Raw genomic sequence first — 20,315 nt, forward strand, 5'->3', positions numbered from 1 at the left:
GGCTCAGTATTCCGGTGAATCGACGGCGGCCATGCAGGCCGCCTGGTAGGGAAGATGGACGTCGACCAGGGTGCCTTCGCCATGCGCGGACTCGATCCGCACGTGGCCGCCGACGCTCTGCGCGCGCTCGCGCATCACGATCAGGCCGAGGCCGCGCGGGCCATCCGGATCGAAGCCCTCGCCATCGTCGCGGATCTGCAGGTGCAGGCCGCGCTGGCCGACATCGCGCAGCTGCAGCAGGACCTGGCTGGCGCGCGCATGGCGCAGCGCGTTGGTCAGGCTTTCCTGGGCAATGCGGAAGCAGGCCTGTTCGATGCTGTTGTCCGGGCGATGCGGCAGCGGTTCGATCTCGGCCAGCAGCTCCACCGGCGAAGAGCGGAACAGCACCCGCGCCTGCCAGCTCAGCGCCGCCTCCAGGCCCAGTGCATCCAGTTGCGGTGGACGCAGCAGGGTCGAGATGTCGCGCAGCTTGGCCACAGTGGTGTCGGCCAGGCTGACGATCTGCGCCAGATCTTCGCCGCGACGCTGCGGATCATCCTCGTCCTGCGCCGCGTGCGCGGACAGCTTGATCGCGGTGATGGCCTGGCCGATGTCATCGTGCAGGTCGCGCGAGATCGCGCGCCGCTCGTCCTCCTGCAGCGAGAACAGCCGCCCGGCCATCGCCTGCAGTTCGCGGTTGCTGGTTTCCAGCGCGCTGCGCGTGCGTTCGGAATCGCTCAGGTCGCGCACGATCAGCAGCTTGCAGTCGCGGCCGCCGTAGCGCACTTCGCCCACCGCCAGGCCGGCGTGGAAGCTGCGGCCGTCGGCACGCTGCATCGCCACCACGCTGCTGTGGCCCGGCCCCAGGTGGGGCTGGCCGGCGCGCAGCTGGCTGCGCACCCGCGGCAGGTCTGCGGCAGCAACCAGTGCCGACAACGGCTCGCCCAGCAGGGTATGGCTGCCATAGCCGAACAGGCTGGCGGCCCAGGCATTGGCGTACAGCACATGTTCGTCGGACAGTATCACCACGCCGTCGGGCAGCACCCGCACCAGCTCGCGGAACTGCTCCTCGCGCTCGCGCAGCAGGCGCCGCGACTGCTCGCGCTCGGTCACGTCCTGCAGCGTGCCCAGCACGCGGCTGCGACCGGCTTCATCGATGCCACTGGCCGCGCGCAGGTGCACCATCAGCGCGCGCCCGTCCATCGACAGCAGCGGCAGCAGCACGTCCACCTGCACCGGCTCGCCGCAGCACAGCTCGGCCAGCAGCTGTTCGGTCTGGGTGGCGGTGGCCGGGTCGGCCGGGACCAGCAGCTCGTCGAAGCGGTGCCAGCGCCGGGCCTCGGGCGGGCGCCGGCCGAGCAGGCGATAGACCTGGTTGGAATAGCGTCCCAGCCCGGTGGACGGGTCCAGTTCCCAGGCACCGATGCGGGCCAGTTCGTGGGCTTCCTCCACCCGTGCCAGCGCCTGGTCGCGACGCAGCTGGGCCAGGTCCTCGGCAGTGCGGTCGATGGCGATCAGCAGGCGGGCGTTGTGGCCGTCGTAGCTGATGGCGTTGGAGCGCAGTTCCATGTGCCGCAGCGAGCCATCGCGCAGCTGCAGCTGCGCGCGCAGGATGCACAGCGCCTCGGGCGCCTCGCGGATCGCCTCCAGCTTGGTCTGCAGCGCCTGGTCCTGGCCCGGTGGCCACAGCGCATCGATGGTCTGCTCCAGCAGTTCGTCACGGTCCCAGCCGAACGCGCTGCAGGCGGCGGGATTGGCGTCGAGGATCGCCAGCGTGTCCAGGTCATAGACCAGGATCGGGCCGGGGTTGCCCTCGAACATCTGGCGCAGGCGCAGCTCCGAGGCCTGCTGGCGGGCATGGGTGTGCAGCACGTGTTCGGCCAGCGGCCGCAGCAGCAGATACAGCAGGCCTGCGCTGGCCAGGGCGAAGAACGAACCCTTCAGGCCCTGCCATAGCGCGGCCCGCTGCGGATCGGGCACCAATGCCTGGACCACGCTGTCGGTGGAGATCATCCAGGCCAGCGCCATCACCAGGTAACTCAGCACCACCCGCCGCCGGTCACGGCTCAGCGCCTGCGCCATCCGCGGGTCGGGAACAGGGGCGTTGCCGGTGGGGTCTGCGGGCATGGGCGGGGCGGGTGACAGGGGCGCCGGTCATCTTACCCCGCAGCGTGCCGTGACCACTCAATTATCCGCCGCAGGCGCCGTTAACCACTGCGTGCCCCGCTGACGGGCGTGTCATCCGGAGCAAGATCGCGTGGACCAAGGGATCATCGCCAGCCTGCTGCAGCACCCGCTTGCGTCGGCGCTGGTCATCGTCGACCGTGCCGGGCGCCCGCTGGCGGCCAATCCGGCCGCGCGCGAGCATGGCCTGCCGGCCACCGTGGCAGCCTATGCGCCGATGCTGGAAGATCTGCGCCTGATGGCCGCCGATGGTGGCATCGTTGCCTGCACGCTGCCGGGCGGCCCGCGTGGGCACTACGACGGCCACCTGCGTGCGGTGCACGACGGCGCCGGCAACCTGCTGGCCTTCACCCTGAGCATCCCCGAGCCGGTGCCGGTGGACGGGGGCGGGCGCTGGGAGCTGGCGCTGGACAGTGCCGGCCACAGCCTGTGGGACTGGGACATTCCCGGTGACCGCGTCACACGCACGCCCGCGCTCGGCGAGGATGCTGCGACCGGCATGCTGGCACGCGTGCACGGCGAGGACATCGTGCAGGTGCGTGCCGCGCTCGACGAGCACCTGCGCGGGCACAGCGAGCAGTACAGCGCACAGTTCCGTTTCCGCCAGGCCGATGGCCAGTGGCGTTGGGTGCTCGATCGCGGCCGCGTGGTCGCTCGCACCGCCGATGGCCAGCCCCTGCGCATGGTCGGCACGCACACCGATATCGAGCAGCAGAAGCAGCTCGAATCGCTGCTGCAGGAACAGCAGCTGCACCTGAGCGAGGCCCAGCGCATCGCCAGCATGGGCAGCTGGTCGTTTGATCCCAACAGCGGGCATTTCTGGTGGTCGCCGGAACTGCGTTCGCTGCTGGCCCTGGAGCAGGGCGCCGTTCCGGGCCAGCGGCGTTGGCTGAAGCAGCTGCATCCACGCTCCCGCGGCGCGCTGCGCGCGGCATGGCGGCGGTTGTGGCGCGATGGCCGGGCTGCCAATCTCGAGCTGGAGCTGACCCGGGGCCATGAGCCTTCGCAGCACCTGCGGCTATGGATGCAGCCGCTGCTGGACATGGACGGGCAACCCAAGCGCCTGCTCGGCCAGGTACAGAACATCACCGAACAGCACCAGACCGATGCATTGATCCGCTGGCGCACCGAACTGCTGAACCGGGTCTCCGCGCTGGGCCGCATCGGCGGCTGCGAGATCGAAGTGCAGACCCGCAGCATGCAATGGACCGAGGAGTGCTACCGCATCCATGGCCTGCGCAAGGAGCCGATCACCCTCGACCAGGCGCTGGCGCTGTACACCGAGGACTCGCGCAACGCATTCGAGGCGGCGCTCGCCCGTATCGCCAACGGCGGCCTGCCCGAGCAGCTGGACCTGTGCTTCTACCGCCAGTCCGGCCTGCGCGTCTGGGTGCAGGTGCTGATCGAACTGGACCGTCGTGACGGCCTGCCGCCGCGGTTTGTCGTCCTGTTCCGTGACATCACCCGCGAGCGCGAAGCCAACGAGCGCATCGAACTGCTGGCCCACTACGATCTGCTGACCGGCCTGCCCAATCGCGTGTTGCTCGGCGAGCAGACTGCCGAGGCCATCGAGGAAGCGCGCGATCGCGGTACCTCGCTGGCGATGCTGTTCATCGACCTGGACGGCTTCAAGACCATCAACGACAGCTTCGGCCACGCCACCGGCGATGCGCTGCTGAAGGCCGCCGCCACCCGGCTGCACCAGAACCTGCGCAACAACGACCTGTTCGGCCGCTTCAGTGGCGACGAATTCATCGTGGTGCTGCGTGACCTGGCCGAGCCGGAGGACGCCGGTCACGTGGCGCGCAAGCTGATCGCCTCGTTGGCCGAGCCGCTGCGCCGTGGCGAGACCACGTTGAAGGTCGGCGCCAGTGTCGGCATCGCCATGCTGGGCGATGCGCAGACCGATTTCGACTCACTGCTGCGCGCGGCCGACGCCGCGATGTATGCGGCCAAGGAAGCCGGGCGCAATACCTACCAGTACTACAGCCAGGACGCGCTGGCCCGCATCCAGCGCCGGCTGGACGTCGAGCATGCCCTGCATGGGGCGATCGAGCGCGACGAGTTCAGCCTGGCCTACCAGCCGCTGCTGCACGCCCACCACGGCGAGCCACCGGCGATCGAGGCACTGTTGCGCTGGCACCGACCCGGCATCGGCTACTGCAGCCCGGCCGAGTTCATTCCCATTGCCGAAAAGTGCGGCGAGATCGTGCGCATCGGCGACTGGGTGCTGAACGAGGCCTGCCGCCAGGCAACCGCGTGGGATCGTGCCGGACTGCACTTTGATCGCATCGCGGTCAATGTGTCGGCGGTGCAGCTGCGGGATCGCGGCTTCGCCGAGCGCGTGATCGAGATCTGCCATGCCCATGGCTGGCCGCCGCAACGGCTGGAACTGGAGCTGACCGAGTCGGCGCTGATCCGTGACACCGACATCCTGCGCCACTGCTTCGACGTGCTGGAGCGGCACGGCGTGCCGCTGGCGGTGGACGACTTCGGCACCGGCTTCTCCAACCTCAATTACCTCAATCGCTTCCCGGTGGGGCGCCTGAAGATCGACCGCAGCTTCGTGCAAGGGATGCTGCATGACTCGGGCACGGCCGAAGTCACCCAGGCCATCGTCCACCTGGGCCACGCGCTGGGCATGAAGGTGGTGGCCGAAGGCGTGGAAACCCACCAGGAAGAAGACATGCTGCGCCGCCAGGGCTGCGACGAGATCCAGGGCTACCTGTACTCGCGCCCGCTCAGCCCACGTGATCTGGCGCAGTGGCTGCGCCAGCAGCGCCCGGCGCCGATGCGCACCGACGCCAGCGGCGAAGCGGTGCTGGTGCGCTGACGATCTGCGCTGGCAGATGCCGGCCCGGTGTGGCCTGACTCTGGTGCGCCCAGCTCCGGTGGGTGCCGGCCGTCGGTCGGCACGGATGCGCGGGCGCGCGACCATCCACGCACGGCGCGGACCTACCTGGGAAACTCCGCCTTCAACTGCATGCGCAGGGCCTCGACGACGGCCGCATAGCGCCGCTTCTGGACCAGATAGCTGGCCAGGAACAGCGGCACTACCAGCAGCATCGGCGCCACCATCGGGCGCATCGCCACCAGCGGCAACAGCAGCAGCGACAGGATCGCCACGAACCAGCTGCACAGGCCCGTCACCCGCACCTCGTGCCGTCGCGCGTTGAGTACGATGCGACCGCGCATCACCGGGAAGTAGCGCAGGCCGAAGCTCGGCGCGAAGCTCTCGCGGAACGCCATGCTGCCATCGGGCAGCGCATGGAAGGCCAGTCGCAGCCACTTGTCCTGCGGCAGGTCACGTTCCAGGCTGCCCAGCGAGAGGCGGGCCTGCATGGCCGGTGACGCCGCAATGCGCTCGTTGAACAGGGTGATGCCCCAGCTGAAATAGCCGGCCACCCAGGCCATCAGAAGGACCGTTTCGATCAGGAGTACTGCGATCAGGGCGATGGCCATCGGTCTTCCATGAACGGGACCGGTGGATCATGCCATGCGCGACGGCCATCACGCAGGACGCGGATCTACTTCAGGGCTTCGCCATCCAGCCCCAGGTCCCATGCCAGGCCCAGCAGTTCATCGTCGGCTCGGGAGGGGGCGGGGCGCGCATCGGCCAGGTGCTGCAGTTCGAGCAGTTCCTCGCGGGCGACGTCTTCCAGCTGCTGCAACTGCTCACGCACGCTCGCGTTGCGCGGGCGCTCGGTGTCGGTGAGGGCGGGCAGGGCGCGGATCAGGGTCATGGTGCGCGTACAGGATGCATCCAACGGCGGGTCACAGGCAAAGGCCCCGGGCGAACCGGGGCCTTGCGGGCTGCCGGCGAGGGCAGCGGACATCAGGATCAGAACAGCTCGACGGTGCCGGCGCCCATGCTCTGCTGGGCGACCGGCTTGTGCGGCGGGCGTTCCCATTCGCTGCGCAGCTCGCGCAGGCGGTTGCCGGTGCGCTGCAGGGCGCTGGCAATCTCTTCGTCGAACACGCCGCCGTTGCGGTGCAGCAGCTCCTGCAGGGCCACCGCTTCGCGATTGATGGCGGTCAGGCGGTCCAGGTGGGTGTGCACGCCGCCCAGGGCCTGGGTGGCGATGTCTTCGAACTGCAGGGCGCGCACGGCTTCGGCCACGCTGCCATCGATCGCACGGGCGCATTCGGACACTTCGCGCATGCCGTCGCCGAGCGAGGCATTGATCTGCGCGACATTGTCGAGCATCGCCGCCGCTTCCTGGCGCGCTTCGCGGGAGCGGTCCATGTCACGCGAGGCCATGTGCGAGACCGTCTCGCGCACCTTGGCAATGGCGTCCTTGGAGCTGTGCGCCAGCTTGCGGATCTGCTCGTTGAAGGTGGTCGAGCGCTCGGACAGGTTGCGCACTTCGTCGGCGACCACGGCAAAGCCACGACCGGCTTCACCGGCACGCGCCGCTTCGATGGCCGCGTTCAGCGCCAGCAGGTTGGTCTGGTCGGCGATCGACTTGACGTCTTCCAGCAACGCGAAGATGCCATCCAGGTGCTGCGCCATCTGGTCGATGTGCTGCACGGTGGTGCTGCTCTGGCCGCTGACCTGTTCCAGCGCTTCCACCAGCTGTTCCATGCGATGGCTGGCGTGCTGGGCGAAACGGGCGACGTCGAGGCCGGCATTGCCTTCATCACCGGCGCGGTCGACGATGCGCGACAGGGCCTGGCTCTGCTGGCGCGACTTGCGGTTCATCGCATCGAAGCTGCCGCCGAGGCTGGAGACGGCCTGGCGGATCAGGTCACGGGCGCGTTCCACTTCGCCACGCGAACCGTCGATCTCGTTGCCGACGAAGTTGCGCAGCTCGGTCAGCAGCTGGTCCTGTTCGCGCAGGACACGGGCGTGCTCGGGGGAACGATGTGCCTGGGCGCGGGTGGTCCACCACGCAAAGCCGAGCCAGCTCAGCGTCATCGTGGTCAGGATCGCCCAGCGCAGGGCGGCCGGCCATTCGAAACCGATGGCGAAGGGGAGCAGCAGGGTCAGAGCCAGGGGGGCGGCCAGACGGATGAAAATGCGTGAGTACATGGACGTTCTCGGGAGGTGCACGAAGGATGTATCGGCCGTACCCCCTTTCTCTTTAACGTCGATGTGCCTCGAAGTGCATTCTGAATGCGCCGGTTTTCCGGCGCCCTGGCGGCCTCGGGGTCAGAGCCCTTTCCGTGTCGGAAAGGGATCCGACCCCTTGGGCAGGCAGCAACGGGGTCGGATCCCTTTTCCATGGAAAAGGGCTCTGACCCCACACCCTCAGGCCAGCAGGCGGTCCACGGCCTCGATCATCGCCTTTCGCCCGAACAGGAAGTCCCAGTAGCTGCCACCCAGCTGCCGCCACAGCACCGCCGCGCGCACCGCGGCCAGCAGCAGGGCGCGGATCTCCGCCACCACGCCGGCCTGGCCCAGGTAGTGCGGGTTGCCTTGGACCATCACCCGCGGCTTGAGGTGGCTGATGGTGTCGGCGTACAGGCCGCCCAGGCTGGCGAGCACGTCCGGGTGACCGCTGTCACCCAGTTCGGCGGCCTGGCGCTGGGCGCGCTCGATGCCCGAGGCGACCTTGTTCACGGTCGCCCCGTCCTGCACGAAGCGGCGCTCCAGCTGCAGCACCGACAGGGCCAGCTTGGGCAGGATCGGGTCCTGGCCCTGGCTGCGGAAGTAGTTGTGCAGCAGGCGCAGCCCCGCCTTCAATGCATGGCGGTCACCGAACACCGCCTGCGGCGAGGACGCATCCACGCGGAACACGCTGTCCACGGCGGTGCGTACGGCGGCGGCGTCGGAATGGCCGGTATCGGCGATGCGGCGGACCTGCTGCAGGGCCTGGGCAATGCCGGCCAGGGCCAGGACGCGGTCGTCGACAGTGAAACTCATGCAGCGATTACCTCAAAAGGGGAGGGGGTGGTGCGCAGGCGCTCTTCCAGCGGCGCATCGGTGGCGGCGATCACCGCGCCACCCAGGCACACGTCACCGTCATACAGCACCAACGATTGACCGGGGGTAACGGCGCGCTGCGGGCGCGCGAAGGTGACCAGCACGCTGCCGTCGTCCAGCACCTGCACCGTACAGGGCTCATCGGGCTGGCGGTAACGGGTCTGGGCAGTACATTCGAAGCGCCGCGCCGGCGGCGCGCCGGCGATCCAGTGCGCGCGTTCCGAACGCAGGCGCCCGGACAGCATCCACGGGCTGTCGCGGTCCTGGTCCACGTACAGCATGTTGCTGGCCACATCCTTGCCGACCACATACCACGGTGCAGCCGGGCGGCCACGCACGCCGCCGATGTTGAGGCCCTCGCGCTGGCCCAGCGTGAAATAGAACACGCCCGGATGCTCGGCAATCACGCTGCCGTCGGCCGGGTCGAGGATCTGGCCCGGCTTGGCCGGCAAATAGCGTCCAAGGAACTCGCGGAAATCGCGCTCACCGATGAAGCAGATGCCGGTGGAATCCTTCTTGGCGTGGGTCGGCAGGCCAACGTCGCGCGCGATCCGGCGCAGGTCGCTCTTTTCCAGGTCGCCGATCGGGAACAGGGTGGCCGCCAGCTGCTCCTGGCCCAGCTGGTGCAGGAAGTAGCTCTGGTCCTTGGAGCGGTCGGCGCCGCGCAGCAGCAGCCACTGGTGGCCGCGCTGGGTCACCCGGGCATAGTGGCCGGTGGCGATGCGCTCGGCGCCCAGCTCGCGGGCAGCATCCAGGAAATGCTTGAACTTCACTTCGCGGTTGCACAGCACGTCCGGGTTCGGCGTGCGGCCGGCCGCATACTCGGCCAGGAAGTGCTCGAACACGCCCTGCCAGTACTCGCTGGAGAAGTCGCGGAAGTGGAACGGGATGCCGAGCAGGCCGCAGACCGCCACCGCATCGCGGCGGTCGTCCTCGGCGCGGCAGTCACCGCTGCCGTCGTCGGCCCAGTTCTGCATGAACAGGCCAGCCACGGCCTCGCCCTGCTGGACCAGGCGCCAGGCGGCGACCGAGGAATCGACGCCACCGGACACGCCCACCATCACGCGCGGAGTGCTCATGCGACCTCCCGGACCAGTGAAAGCGGATGGCGCTGGCCACCCAGGTAATCGGCCACCACCTGCCATACCAGCGGGCTGCGCTGGCGCGCGCCGGCGGCCTGCAGCTCGGCCGGGGTCAGCCACAGCGCACGGTCGATGCCGGTGTCCAACGGCTGCGCCGGGTCGTGCGAGACCGGGCGCGCCGCATAGCAGAAGCGCAGGAAGGCAGTGCCGTCGCCGGCGGTCCACTGGTAGCAGCCGATGAAGTGGGTCAGCTGCACGGTCCAGCCGGTTTCCTCGCGGGTCTCGCGCAGGGCGGCCTCGGCCAGGCTTTCGCCCGGCTCGAGGTGGCCGGCCGGCTGGTTCAGCACCGGGCGGCCGTCGATGGTCTCTTCAACCAGCAGCACGCGGCCGCCGTCGACCACCACCGTGGCGACGGTGGCGTGCGGTGCCCAGTGCGGGTCCGGCGTGGCGTTCAACTCAGAATTCGTCCTTCTTGGTCAGTTCCAGCTCCATCGCGTCGGCGGTGCGGATGGCCGCATCGATGGCGTCGCTGAGCTGGTCGGGGGTGGCATCGGCGTCGATCTTCACCACGAACATGGCGGTGGTGTCCTGCTTCACCCAGCCGCCCATCTTGGCGTCCTGCGAATCTTCCAGCAGGCGGTTAGCCACGGCCACCGGGAACTGCTTGGTCTTGGCACTGTAGGCCGGCGACCAGATCTCGCGGATGTTGTGGCTGCCGAAGTCTTCCACCGCCGAGCGCACGTAGACCATCTGGGTGCGGTCACCCTCGACGTCGAAGACCATGCGGTAGTCGCCATCCTCGTCGACCTCGTAGGTGTAACCCAGCTTGTCCAGGTGGCGGGCCACGGACTTGTCGGCCTGGGGTGCGGCGGTGGCAGCACCGGCAGCGGCCAGGGTGATCAGCAGGGCGGGCAGAAGGGTCCTTTTCATGAAGATCCTGTGAAGCAGTGTTGAAAGAAGCTGCAATTGTGACGTTGGGCGTGCGTGCCGTCCAATCCGCGGCGGGCCGACGCAGGCGCGGTGCAACCTCTATAATGGGTGGATGCCCCATGAGTCCTCCCCCGATTCCCATCACGAGCACGGCGTTGCCGTGGAGCCCGCGCGCCCGGAAGTGGCGCCGCCGCCGTTCTACCAGGTGATGCTGCTCAACGACGACTACACCCCGATGGATTTCGTGGTGGATGTACTGCAGCAGTTCTTCAGCATGGACCTGGACAAGGCCACGCAGGTGATGCTGCACGTCCATACCCGCGGCCGCGGCGTCTGCGGCGTGTTCACCCGCGAGGTCGCCGAGACCAAGGTTGCCCAGGTCAACGAGTATTCGCGGATGAACCAGCACCCGCTGCTGTGCACGATGGAAAAGGCCTGACCGGCTGCCGATTCTCCTCCGGGCACATCGATCCCGGATGGGTGTGCCCACCAAGGTGGGCACCTGCCAAGCGCGGGTCTCACCTCTCCGCCAGCGCCTCCAGTGCCATCCGCGCCACCGCCTCGTCGATGTCGGCGGGGTCGCCATCGTCCCGGAACCACACGGCCGACAGTGCCGCGCTGGCGGCGATCCAGCGCAGCAGGCGCGCCCGTTCCAGCCCAGCCAGCGCACTGACCTGTTCCAGCCGGGCGGCAAACCGCTCCGGCCGCGTGGCCACGTGGATGCCCGGGCCGCACAGATCCGGATTGCTGAACAACGTCGTGTAGTCGAACGCGCGGTCACCCAGCAGCCGTTTCGGATCGATGGCCAGCCAGCCGCGCGCACCAAAATCCAGCACGTTGTCATGGTGCAGGTCGCCGTGCAGCGGCCGGATCTCCTGTTCTTCCTGCAACACCCCTCCTGCCAGTGATCTGCACTGTTCCAGCAGTGGCGGCAGCGCGGCCCTTGGTTGCAGCAGGTCGGCGAACCATCTACGCAGGCAGACCAGGTCTGCAGGCGGCGCGCTCCGTGGCCGGTGCAACCGCTGCAGGACCTGGCACAGGATCGTGGTACAGGCGTCATCGGCGCCATCGATCGAGCGTTGCCGCAGCGACTGACCGCTGGCGCGCTCGATCAGGATCGCCGGCCCCTCGTGGGCCAGCAGGCGGGCAGCGCCATCGCCGTCCCACCAGCGCAGCAGGCGATGGCTGTTCTGCTCCTCGGTTTCGCCGGCGATCTTCAGTATCGCCGGCTCGCCGGCGGCAGTCAGCACCGGCCAGAGCCGGGCGTGGGGCGTACGGATGGCCGGGCCGTCACGCCGCAATCGCCAGCGGCTCAGGTAGGGTTCGCTCATGCCGGTTGTACGATCCTGGAGTGAATGAAGATCAAGCGATCTGCAGTGCTAACGCCATCTGAACGCAGCAATCCGCTAGGGTGATGGAAATCGCGTAGTCAGGCCGCATATTGTTCCCATCTGCCGCCGGAGTAATCCATGTTCAGCAAAGACCTCGAACACACCATCGGCCAGTGCTACAAGCGCGCCCGTGAGGCCCGGCATGAGTTCATGACGGTCGAACACCTGCTGTTGGCACTGCTCGACAACCCGTCTGCCCAGGCCGTACTGAAGGCCTGTGGTGCCGACGCCGAACGCCTGCGCCAGGAGCTGGAGCAGGCCATCGAGGCCTCCGTGTCCCGCCTGGCCGAAGATGACGGCCGCGATACCCAGCCGACGCTGGGTTTCCAGCGGGTGCTGCAGCGGGCCGTTTACCACGTGCAGTCCTCGGGCAAGAAGGAGGTCACCGGCGCCAACGTGCTGGTCGCCATCTTCGGCGAAAAGGACTCCCATGCCGTCTATTACCTCAACCAGCAGGATGTGACCCGGCTGGATGTGGTCAATTACCTGTCCCACGGCATCGCCAAGCTGGGCGAGGAAGGCGAGCAGCCGTCCTCCTCCTCCGAGGGCGAGGGCCGCATGGAGGGCGGGGAGGGCGAGCCGAAGGGCGATGCACTGACCGAATTTGCCAGCAACCTCAACGAACAGGCGCGGTCCGGCCGGATCGATCCGCTGGTCGGCCGCGCCGACGAGATCGAGCGCACGATCCAGGTCCTGTGCCGCCGCCGCAAGAACAACCCGCTGTACGTGGGTGAGGCCGGCGTGGGCAAGACCGCCATCGCCGAGGGCCTGGCCCGCCGCATCGTGGAGGGCTCGGTACCCGAAGTGCTGGCCGACGCGGTGATCTACTCGCTCGACCTGGGCGCGCTGGTGGCCGGCACCAAGTACCGCGGCGACTTCGAGAAGCGCCTGAAGAGCGTGCTGACCGCACTGAAGAAGGTGCCCAACGCGGTGCTGTTCATCGACGAGATCCACACCATCATCGGTGCCGGCTCGGCCTCGGGCGGCACCATGGATGCGTCCAACCTGATCAAGCCGGCGCTGGCCTCCGGCGAGCTGCGCTGCATCGGCTCGACCACCTTCCAGGAATACCGCGGCATCTTCGAGAAGGACCGGGCGCTGGCCCGCCGCTTCCAGAAGATCGACATCGTCGAGCCGACCGTGGGCGAGACCTACGAGATCCTGCAGGGACTGAAGTCCAAGTACGAGCTGCACCACGGTGTGACCTATTCGGACGAAGCGCTGCAGGCGGCGGTGGACCTGTCGGTGAAGCACATCGGCGACCGCCTGCTGCCGGACAAGGCCATCGACGTGATCGACGAGGCCGGTGCCCGCCAGCGCCTGCTGCCGGAAGGCCAGCGCAAGGAGCTGATCGACGTCGAGGAAGTGGAGGCGATCGTGGCCAAGATGGCGCGCATCCCGACCAAGCAGGTCAGTGCCACCGACAAGGACGTGCTGCAGCACCTGGAGCGCAACCTGAAGATGGTGATCTTCGGCCAGGACCCGGCCATCGAGACGCTGTCCTCGGCGATCAAGCTGGCCCGCTCGGGCCTGGGCAATCCGGAAAAGCCGATCGGCAACTTCCTGTTCGCCGGGCCGACCGGTGTCGGCAAGACCGAGGTGACCAAGCAGCTGGCGCTGCAGTTGGGCATCGAGCTGGTCCGCTTCGACATGTCCGAGTACATGGAGCCGCATTCGATCAGCCGTCTGATCGGTGCCCCTCCGGGCTATGTCGGCTTCGACCAGGGCGGCCTGCTGACCGAGAAGATCGTCAAGACGCCGCACTGCGTGCTGCTGCTGGACGAGATCGAGAAGGCGCATCCGGACATCTTCAACATCCTGTTGCAGGTGATGGACCGCGGCGTGCTGACCGATACCAACGGTCGCGAGGCCAACTTCAAGAACGTGGTGCTGGTGATGACCACCAATGCTGGCGCGGCGCAGGCCTCGCGGCGTTCGATCGGCTTCACCAAGCAGGACCATGCCACCGACGCGATGGAGACCATCCGCCGCAGCTTCACCCCGGAATTCCGCAACCGCCTCGATGCGGTGGTGCAGTTCCAGGCGCTGGGCTTCGAGCACATCCTGCGCGTGGTCGACAAGTTCCTGATCGAGCTGGAGATGCTGCTGCAGGACAAGCACGTCAGCCTGTCGGCCACACCGACCGCGCGCGACTGGCTGGCCCACCACGGCTTCGACCCGCTGATGGGTGCCCGTCCGATGGCCCGCGTGATCCAGGACAAGATCAAGCGGCCGCTGGCCGACGAGCTGCTGTTCGGCAAGCTGGTCAATGGTGGCAAGGTGAGCATCGATGTGCGCGACGACGAACTGGTGGTCGAGACCCAGGCCGAACCGGAGCGCTTGCTGCCGGTCACGGTGGAATGAGCTGACCTCCGTCCGGTTTCGACGGACCTGACATGACAAGGGCGGCTTCGGCCGCCCTTGTTGTGCTGGGCCTGTCGCCTGCGGCCTTGCTGGAAGGGTGCGAAGGCATCAATGCTGTTTCGTGAGCGCGATGGGGATTGCTTCATTTGTATCGCGCAACGATACGGGATACAGTGATGATCATCGGCTTTCGCCACAAAGGCCTCGAGCGGCTCTACCGCTCCGGTATCAGCAGCGGGATCCGACACAGTCACACCAGCAGGGTATTGATGATCCTGTCGATCCTGGACGTGGCATCGGGTCCCGAGGATCTCGCCATGCCTGGATTGCGCCTGCACAAGCTGCGGGGCGACCGGAGGGGGCATTGGTCTGTGTGGGTCAATGGCAACTGGCGGATCACCTTTCGTTTCACCGGTGGCGATGTGGAGCTGCTGGACTACCTGGACTATCACTGAGGTTGCGCATGATTCATCACCACCCACATCCAGGGCAGACGATCAAGGCGATGGTCTTCGATCCGATGGATCTCTCGGTGACCGAAGCGGCCGAGCGCTTGGCCATGTCGCGGGTGGCATTGTCGCGGGTCTTGAACGGCAAGGCGGGCATCAGTCCTGATCTGGCCATCCGCCTGGAAATGGCCGGGGTCAGTACGGCGGCTTTCTGGATGGGGCTGCAATCCAATTACGACCTCTGGCTGGCGCGGCAGCACGAGCAGCCGCGGGTGCTGCCACTGGTTGCGCCTGTGCGGTGACACCCTTCCTGACAAGGGCGGCTTCGGCCGCCCTTGTTGTACGCGACGTCAGCGGCTGCGCTGGCGGGCTTTCTTCTTGAAGGTGGCCTCGTCGATCGGTTCGACCTGCGCCACGGTGCAGCGGTTGGCGTCGGTGCGCAGCTGGCTGCGCCCGGCGGCGCACAGCAGGCCCTGCTGGCCATCGGTGAAGAAGCTCAGCTTGCGCGAATGGGCCGCAGCGGAGCAGTCGTCCTGGAAATGCACGACATAGTGGTCCTGGCCATTGCGCAGCAGGATGTTGCGCGAGGCGCCGGCGCGCACCAGTTGCTGGTCGCCGCCCAGTTGGATGCAGTCAGCGGCGTTCGCCGCAGCGGGGGTATCGGCGGCGCGCGCAGGCAGCGCGCTGGCGGACGCGACGAGGGCGATGAGTAGGGCGGTCAGCGAGGGCATGTTCATGGCGGGGCAGGGGATGGCGATCCGGACTGGATCGGTTCCTACGATGCCGCCGCGGATGCAGATGCGAATCTGCCGCAAGCAGGGCTGACCGACGTCACGGTGAGTTCGGTCACGATGACCTCCGGCAGGGCCGGATGGCAGGCATGACAAAAGGCCAGCAACCAGGGCTGGCCTTGTCGACGTGGCGCCAGGCGCCGACCGCTTACTTCATGCGGTAGGTGATACGACCCTTGGTCAGGTCGTACGGGGTCATTTCAACCTTGACCCGGTCACCGGTGAGGATGCGGATGTAGTTCTTGCGCATGCGGCCGGAGATATGGGCAATGATCTCGTGCCCATTTTCCAGACGAACGCGGAAAGTGGTGTTCGGCAGCGTCTCGCTGACGGTGCCCTCGAACTCGATGGAATCGTCTTTCGACATGTAGTCCTGTGCGGTTCAGAAAACGGCCACGCTGGGCCTAAGGCGCAGTATTTTACGCGTGACCGGCCCAGCTTGCAAAGTTTGTGTTAACCCCCGGCCAAACGCCGAGCCGACAGGCGTCCCACCGCCTGCGTCCACGGGCCTTCACGGCCCTTGTCGCGCACCGCCTGGCGCACATGATCCAGAAACGCCGCGCGCGGCAGATGCGTGGCGCCCATCCGCAGCAGGTGTGGATTCTCCACCTGGGCATCGATCAGCGGCCAGCCCCAGCCGCCAAGCGTGGCCGCCAACGCGGCCAGCGCGATCTTGGAGCCCCCGCTGGCACCGCTGAACATGCTCTCGCCGAAAAACACGGTACCGATCGCCACACCGTAGATGCCGCCGACCAGCGTCTGCCGGTCCCAGACCTCGAACGAGTGGGCAAACCCGAGGTCGTGCAGCTGGCTGTAGGCCTCGATCATGGCCGGGCTGATCCAGGTGCCGTCCTGGCCGGGCCGCGGCGCGGCGGCGCAGGCGCGCATCACCTGGCCAAACGCGGTGTCGGCAGTGACCTCCCAGTCGCAGCCACGCAGCTGGCGGCGGAAGCGGCTGGACAGGTGCACGCCATCGGTGCGGAACACCATGCGCGGGTCGGGCGACCACCACAGGATCGGTTCGCCCTCGCTGAACCACGGAAAGATGCCGCCCGCATACGCGTTGAGCAGGCGCGCCGGGTGCAGGTCGCCGCCCACGGCGAGCAGGCCGTCGGGCTGGCGCAGGGCGGTCTCGGCTGGGGGAAAGGGCGCGTCCGGCGCGTCGGCCAGGCGCCAGGGCAGCTGGCGGGTCATGCCGGCATTGTATTCGTCGCGGCCCCGCGCGAATGCCGCGGCAGATGCCCACCTTGGTTGGCAGGTCACCCGTCCGCGCGAAATGGGCTGTGCCCCAGCAGCTCCTGCCGGTACCGGCGCACATCGCGCCGCTCCTGCCGGCACCAGTCCTGCAGCGCTTCGGCGAAGTCCGCGTCCGCCACCCAGTGCCGGCTGCGCACCAGGGTCGGCAGGAAGCCGCGCGCCAGCTTGTGCTCGCCCTGCGCGCCCGGCTCGAAACGGCTCAGGCCTTCGCGCAGGCAGTACTCGATGCCCTGGTAGTAACAGGCTTCGAAATGCAGGCCGGGCAGGGTGGCCCCGCCCCAGTAGCGGCCATACAGAGTGCTGCCACCCCGCAGGCAAAGTGCGCCGGCAATCGGCTGGCCTTCCTGCTCGGCCAGGAACAGCACCAGCCCACGCCCGAGCGAGATCGCCAGATGGCGCAGGAAGGGCTCGGTCAGCGCCGGGGCATTGCCGTATTCCAGGAAGGTCTGCAGGTAGAAGCGGTACATCGCCTGCAGGTCGGCGCGGCTGGCCTCGTCGCCGTGCACCACGCGGAAGGTGATGCCCTGGCGGGTGACCTTGGCCCGTTCCTGGCGGATGTTCTTGCGGTGCTTGTGGTCCATCGCGGCGAGGAACTGCTCGAACGTTACCCACTCGCCGGGGTTCTGCCACTGGAACTGCACATCCTCGCGCAGCAGCCAGTCCTCGCCGAACAGCGCTTCGTCCGCTGCGGTGTGGAAGTTGACATGGGCCGATGACACCTCCAGTGCCGGCAGCGCATCACGCAACACCGACAGCAACGCGGCGCGATCTGAATCGTGACGGGCCAGCAGGCGCGGCCCGGTGACCGGCGAGTACGGTACCGCGCCCAGCCACTTCGGGTAGTAGTCGCGGCCATGCCGGGCATAGGCGTTGGCCCAGGCATGGTCGAACACGAATTCGCCGTGGGAGTTGGTCTTCAGGTAGCCCGGAATGGCGCCGATCAGGCGCTCGCCCTCCCACAGCGTGCAGTGCCGGGGTTGCCAGCCCCAGTCCTCGCGGAGGCAGCCGTGCTGTTCCAGGCCCGAGAGGAAGGCATGGCTGACGAACGGATTCTGGCCGTCGTGCAGGGCGTCCCAGTCGGTGGCGGGAATGGACTGAAGGGAGTGGAGGAAGCGGGTGGAGGGCATGGTTGGCAAGGATAGGTCAGGTGGATCGCGAACGGTGTTGGCGGAGCTGGGTTGGTTTGTTTCGGTTGGAGGTGAGGAAAATTTGAATTCTCCATCCGTGTGCGCTGGGTGCGGAATCGCCGGCGCACGGGTCGGCAGGGTGGCGGGGCGCTGCATGAGCGGCGCGCATCCCACCACATGGAGAAATCAACGATGAAGGGATTGAAGCTTGCAACTGCCGCGGTCGCGTGCGGCCTGATCTTTGTGCCACCCGTGTTGGCTTCTGGAGATCAGCCGGCAAAAGTGCTTGAGGATCCAGGTGCCTACGCGGAGGTGGTTGCGCTGTTGGAGCGTGAAGCTGCGAACCAGCTGACGCGTCATTTGCAGGAGAGGGGTGAGCTGCGACAAATCAGCGTCAGCATCCGTCTGGATGTGAAGGCAAGATCGATGGTGATCAGCTTTGGGCCTGGATACCTTCCCGGCCCGGATCGCGGTTACGACGAGCTCTTCCTGATTCCGATGGCGTCTACGTTGAGGTACTACGCCGAGAAGTCGGGACTGGATGTGAATGATATTGACTTCCTGTTTGACGGAAAAACCCTTGAGGAATACTACCCCGAGGATCTGGCCGTTCCGCCGAAGACGAAAGAGAAGTCGACGCATACATCAGCTTTGGTGTCAGCAAGCCATGGCTACATCAGCTTGCATCCCAGCGGAGAATGGAAGTTCCAGCGCCCAGCGCCTCTCGGCATCCAGGAAGACACGCTGAGTCCACTGTTTGGTGACGAACTGCAAGGATTGATCGAACAACGTAGCGGTTTGACAGTGCACCGGGCACGCAGCCGCTCCACGGAACTCCATCCGGAGTCCGGGAAGCCATGGGAGCACATGTCATCCCGCTACCACCTCAAGGCGCTTTTCCCCGAACGCACCGACATGTGGAATGAGTTTCCGAACAGCCCAGAGTCTGCTCGCGAAAAGGAAGAGGACATACGGGCTCGCCCCAACTACGCAAACCATCTGGGTGTGGATGTGATGCTGAGCCTGCACACCAATGGCAGCGATTCAGCCAGCCTGCGTGGAACCGAGGTCTATTATCATCAGGACAAACCGCAGGACAAGGCGCTGGCGGATAGCATTCTCTGTGGGATGCGTGAAATCATCCGAGCGCAACCGGGCTATCGGGATTTCCCGATTCGCGAGAGTTCGACCTCGGCCAGGCACGGCGAGAACCGCATCGGGAAGATGCCCTCGGTGATCGTCGAAACCGCCTACCACTCCAATCCTGACGATGTGGCTGCCTTGCAGGATCCCGTCTTCCGCTCGGCGTCGATGAAAGGGGTGGAAAAGGGCTATCGCCTGTGGGCTACGGGAAAGACGTGCGAGCCCTTGGCGTTGCATCCGATTCCAGACACCGATGTGCCCGTTCAATCGGCCAGGGATGTCGAAGTCCGTTATGCCGGGAACCCCCAGTATCCGCTGTCGGTGGAGCTCTCGCTGACGACCTGTTCCGAGGTGGGTGCGTGCTCCTCGTCGACGAGGACCTTTGATGATCCGATGCAACCGGTGGTGATCAATCTTGCCTGCAATGGCGTCGGCACGGGCGTCGCGCGCTGGAGTGCGCTCCTGAGGGACGCGGACGGGGTTGCGTCGGCACCTGTCGAGTTCTCGCAGGCGTGCGTGCGGACGTGAGGGTGGGCATGGCCTGGCACTCCTGAAAACACAAAGGCCGGCGCTTTCGCGCCGGCCTTTGGTCTCGGTCGAGCATCGCTCGACTCTACAGAAGCAGGTTCGCTTCTCAGCTGGCCTTGCCCTGCGCGTCCAGATAGCGCTCGGCGTCCAGAGCGGCCATGCAGCCGAAGCCGGCCGAGGTGATCGCCTGGCGGTAGTGCTGGTCGGCCACGTCGCCGGCGGCGAACACGCCTTCCACCGAGGTCTGGGTGGCGTTGCCGCCCAGGCCCGAACGGATTTCCAGATAGCCGTTGTTCATCGCCAGCTGGCCGTCGAACAGGGTGGTGTTCGGGTGGTGGCCGATGGCCACGAAGAAGCCGTGGGCGTCGATGTCGCGGGTGCTGCCGTCCAGGGTGGACTTCACGCGAACGCCGGTCACGCCGGCGTCGTTGCCCAGCACTTCCTCCACCTGATGGTGCCAGACGGTCTCGATCTTGCCTTCGGCAACCTTCCTGAACAGCTTGTCCTGCATGATCTTCTCCGCCTTCAGGGTGTCGCGGCGGTGGACCAGGTAGACCTTGCGGGCGATGTTGGACAGGTACAGCGCCTCTTCCACGGCGGTGTTGCCGCCACCGACCACGACCACGTCCTGGTCGCGGTAGAAGAAGCCGTCACAGGTGGCGCAGGCGGAGACACCGCGGCCCTTGAAGGTCTCTTCGGTCGGGATGCCCAGGTACTTGGCGGTGGCGCCGGTGGCGATGATCAGCGCGTCGCAGGTGTACTCATGGCTGTCGCCGATCAGCTTGAACGGGCGCTGCGACAGGTCGGCGGTGTGGATATGGTCGAAGATGACCTCGGTCTCGAAGCGCTCTGCGTGGGCCTGCATGCGCGCCATCAGGTCCGGGCCCATCAGGCCGTGGGCGTCACCCGGCCAGTTGTCGACCTCGGTGGTGGTCATCAGCTGGCCACCCTGCTGCAGGCCGGTGATGACGACCGGCTTCAGGTTGGCACGGGCGGCGTAGACGGCGGCGGTCCAGCCGGCCGGTCCGGAACCGAGGATGACGAGGCGCTGGTGGCGGGAGGGCAGGCTGGTGCTCATGTAAACTCGCGAAAAGGTAGATGGGACAAGGCGCTGGCGATGTTTGCGCAGCATCCTCGGCAGGTCATAGAGTGGCGGCTGGGGCA

General features: G+C 67.0%; 20 protein-coding genes. 6 read left to right on the forward strand and 14 right to left on the reverse strand.

All coding sequences use genetic code 11. From position 1 onward, the window contains the following. Positions 1–3: 3 nt before the first annotated feature. Positions 4–2,106, reverse strand: a complete 2,103-nt coding sequence (locus NSQ78_RS10885; RefSeq protein WP_064238494.1) for a PAS domain-containing sensor histidine kinase — start codon at positions 2,104–2,106, stop codon at positions 4–6. Positions 2,107–2,236: 130 nt separating this feature from the next. On the opposite strand from NSQ78_RS10885, the gene NSQ78_RS10890 reads away from it, so the two are divergent. Next, positions 2,237–4,996, forward strand: coding sequence for a GGDEF domain-containing phosphodiesterase (locus NSQ78_RS10890; RefSeq protein ID WP_064238495.1), 2,760 nt, complete (start codon positions 2,237–2,239; stop codon positions 4,994–4,996). A 122-nt stretch (positions 4,997–5,118) separates the two neighbouring features. On the opposite strand, the gene NSQ78_RS10895 is transcribed toward NSQ78_RS10890, so the two are convergent. From NSQ78_RS10895 to NSQ78_RS10925, 7 genes are all read right to left on the reverse strand, one after another. Beyond that, a complete protein-coding gene (locus NSQ78_RS10895; protein ID WP_064238496.1) occupies positions 5,119–5,625 on the reverse strand; it encodes a hypothetical protein in 507 nt (168 codons plus the stop codon). A 65-nt stretch (positions 5,626–5,690) separates the two neighbouring features. After that, a complete protein-coding gene (locus NSQ78_RS10900) occupies positions 5,691–5,906 on the reverse strand; it encodes a hypothetical protein (protein ID WP_053463201.1) in 216 nt (71 codons plus the stop codon). A gap of 98 nt (positions 5,907–6,004) precedes the next feature. Beyond that, complete coding sequence (locus NSQ78_RS10905) at positions 6,005–7,195, reverse strand: methyl-accepting chemotaxis protein (protein ID WP_014647075.1); 1,191 nt, start codon at positions 7,193–7,195, stop codon at positions 6,005–6,007. A gap of 219 nt (positions 7,196–7,414) precedes the next feature. Next, positions 7,415–8,029 (reverse strand): high frequency lysogenization protein HflD, encoded by a 615-nt coding sequence (hflD, locus tag NSQ78_RS10910; RefSeq protein WP_049467751.1) that lies wholly within the window; start codon positions 8,027–8,029, stop codon positions 7,415–7,417. Then, on the reverse strand, positions 8,026–9,168 hold the full coding sequence (gene mnmA / locus NSQ78_RS10915; protein ID WP_064238497.1) for a tRNA 2-thiouridine(34) synthase MnmA: 1,143 nt from the start codon (positions 9,166–9,168) through the stop codon (positions 8,026–8,028). Before mnmA ends, hflD begins: the two co-directional genes overlap by 4 nt. After that, positions 9,165–9,626, reverse strand: a complete 462-nt coding sequence (locus NSQ78_RS10920; protein WP_064238498.1) for an NUDIX hydrolase — start codon at positions 9,624–9,626, stop codon at positions 9,165–9,167. The genes mnmA and NSQ78_RS10920 overlap by 4 nt, the downstream gene beginning before the upstream one ends. A gap of 1 nt (position 9,627) precedes the next feature. After that, entirely contained in the window at positions 9,628–10,101 is a 474-nt protein-coding gene (locus tag NSQ78_RS10925; protein ID WP_049467743.1) for a hypothetical protein, read from the reverse strand. 112 nt (positions 10,102–10,213) lie between these two features. On the opposite strand from NSQ78_RS10925, the gene clpS reads away from it, so the two are divergent. Continuing rightward, a complete protein-coding gene (gene clpS, locus NSQ78_RS10930) occupies positions 10,214–10,540 on the forward strand; it encodes an ATP-dependent Clp protease adapter ClpS (protein ID WP_006444529.1) in 327 nt (108 codons plus the stop codon). A 79-nt stretch (positions 10,541–10,619) separates the two neighbouring features. Here clpS and NSQ78_RS10935 read toward each other — a convergent pair whose 3' ends face one another. Continuing rightward, positions 10,620–11,432 carry an APH(6) family putative aminoglycoside O-phosphotransferase gene (locus NSQ78_RS10935; RefSeq protein WP_064238499.1) on the reverse strand — a complete coding sequence of 271 codons (813 nt, stop codon included), beginning with the start codon at positions 11,430–11,432 and terminating at the stop codon, positions 10,620–10,622. A 138-nt stretch (positions 11,433–11,570) separates the two neighbouring features. Here NSQ78_RS10935 and clpA point away from each other — a divergent pair, with 138 nt between their 5' ends. From clpA to NSQ78_RS10950, 3 genes are all read left to right on the forward strand, one after another. Next, on the forward strand, positions 11,571–13,856 hold the full coding sequence (gene clpA / locus NSQ78_RS10940) for an ATP-dependent Clp protease ATP-binding subunit ClpA (protein ID WP_049467738.1): 2,286 nt from the start codon (positions 11,571–11,573) through the stop codon (positions 13,854–13,856). A gap of 176 nt (positions 13,857–14,032) precedes the next feature. After that, positions 14,033–14,311, forward strand: coding sequence for a type II toxin-antitoxin system RelE/ParE family toxin (locus NSQ78_RS10945; RefSeq protein ID WP_049467735.1), 279 nt, complete (start codon positions 14,033–14,035; stop codon positions 14,309–14,311). Between the two features lie 8 nt (positions 14,312–14,319). Further along, complete coding sequence (locus tag NSQ78_RS10950; RefSeq protein ID WP_049412360.1) at positions 14,320–14,607, forward strand: HigA family addiction module antitoxin; 288 nt, start codon at positions 14,320–14,322, stop codon at positions 14,605–14,607. A 48-nt stretch (positions 14,608–14,655) separates the two neighbouring features. Here NSQ78_RS10950 and NSQ78_RS10955 read toward each other — a convergent pair whose 3' ends face one another. The 4 genes from NSQ78_RS10955 to NSQ78_RS10970 all read right to left on the reverse strand — a co-directional run bounded on the left by NSQ78_RS10955 (position 14,656) and on the right by NSQ78_RS10970 (position 17,480). Next, positions 14,656–15,042, reverse strand: a complete 387-nt coding sequence (locus tag NSQ78_RS10955) for a hypothetical protein (RefSeq protein WP_049467732.1) — start codon at positions 15,040–15,042, stop codon at positions 14,656–14,658. Positions 15,043–15,244: 202 nt separating this feature from the next. Beyond that, complete coding sequence (infA, locus tag NSQ78_RS10960) at positions 15,245–15,463, reverse strand: translation initiation factor IF-1 (RefSeq protein WP_005409596.1); 219 nt, start codon at positions 15,461–15,463, stop codon at positions 15,245–15,247. Positions 15,464–15,549: 86 nt separating this feature from the next. Then, positions 15,550–16,290, reverse strand: coding sequence for a leucyl/phenylalanyl-tRNA--protein transferase (gene aat / locus NSQ78_RS10965; protein ID WP_064238500.1), 741 nt, complete (start codon positions 16,288–16,290; stop codon positions 15,550–15,552). A gap of 65 nt (positions 16,291–16,355) precedes the next feature. Further along, entirely contained in the window at positions 16,356–17,480 is a 1,125-nt protein-coding gene (locus NSQ78_RS10970; RefSeq protein ID WP_064238501.1) for a GNAT family N-acetyltransferase, read from the reverse strand. 192 nt (positions 17,481–17,672) lie between these two features. On the opposite strand from NSQ78_RS10970, the gene NSQ78_RS10975 reads away from it, so the two are divergent. Next, positions 17,673–19,151, forward strand: a complete 1,479-nt coding sequence (locus NSQ78_RS10975; protein ID WP_064239644.1) for an N-acetylmuramoyl-L-alanine amidase — start codon at positions 17,673–17,675, stop codon at positions 19,149–19,151. Between the two features lie 106 nt (positions 19,152–19,257). Here the strand turns inward: NSQ78_RS10975 and trxB are convergent, their stop codons facing one another. After that, entirely contained in the window at positions 19,258–20,229 is a 972-nt protein-coding gene (trxB, locus tag NSQ78_RS10980) for a thioredoxin-disulfide reductase (protein ID WP_005416486.1), read from the reverse strand. Positions 20,230–20,315: the final 86 nt, after the last annotated feature.

This window comes from Stenotrophomonas sp. FSL W7-1447 (assembly GCF_037966425.1).
Taxonomy (GTDB): Bacteria; Pseudomonadota; Gammaproteobacteria; order Xanthomonadales; family Xanthomonadaceae; genus Stenotrophomonas; species Stenotrophomonas pavanii.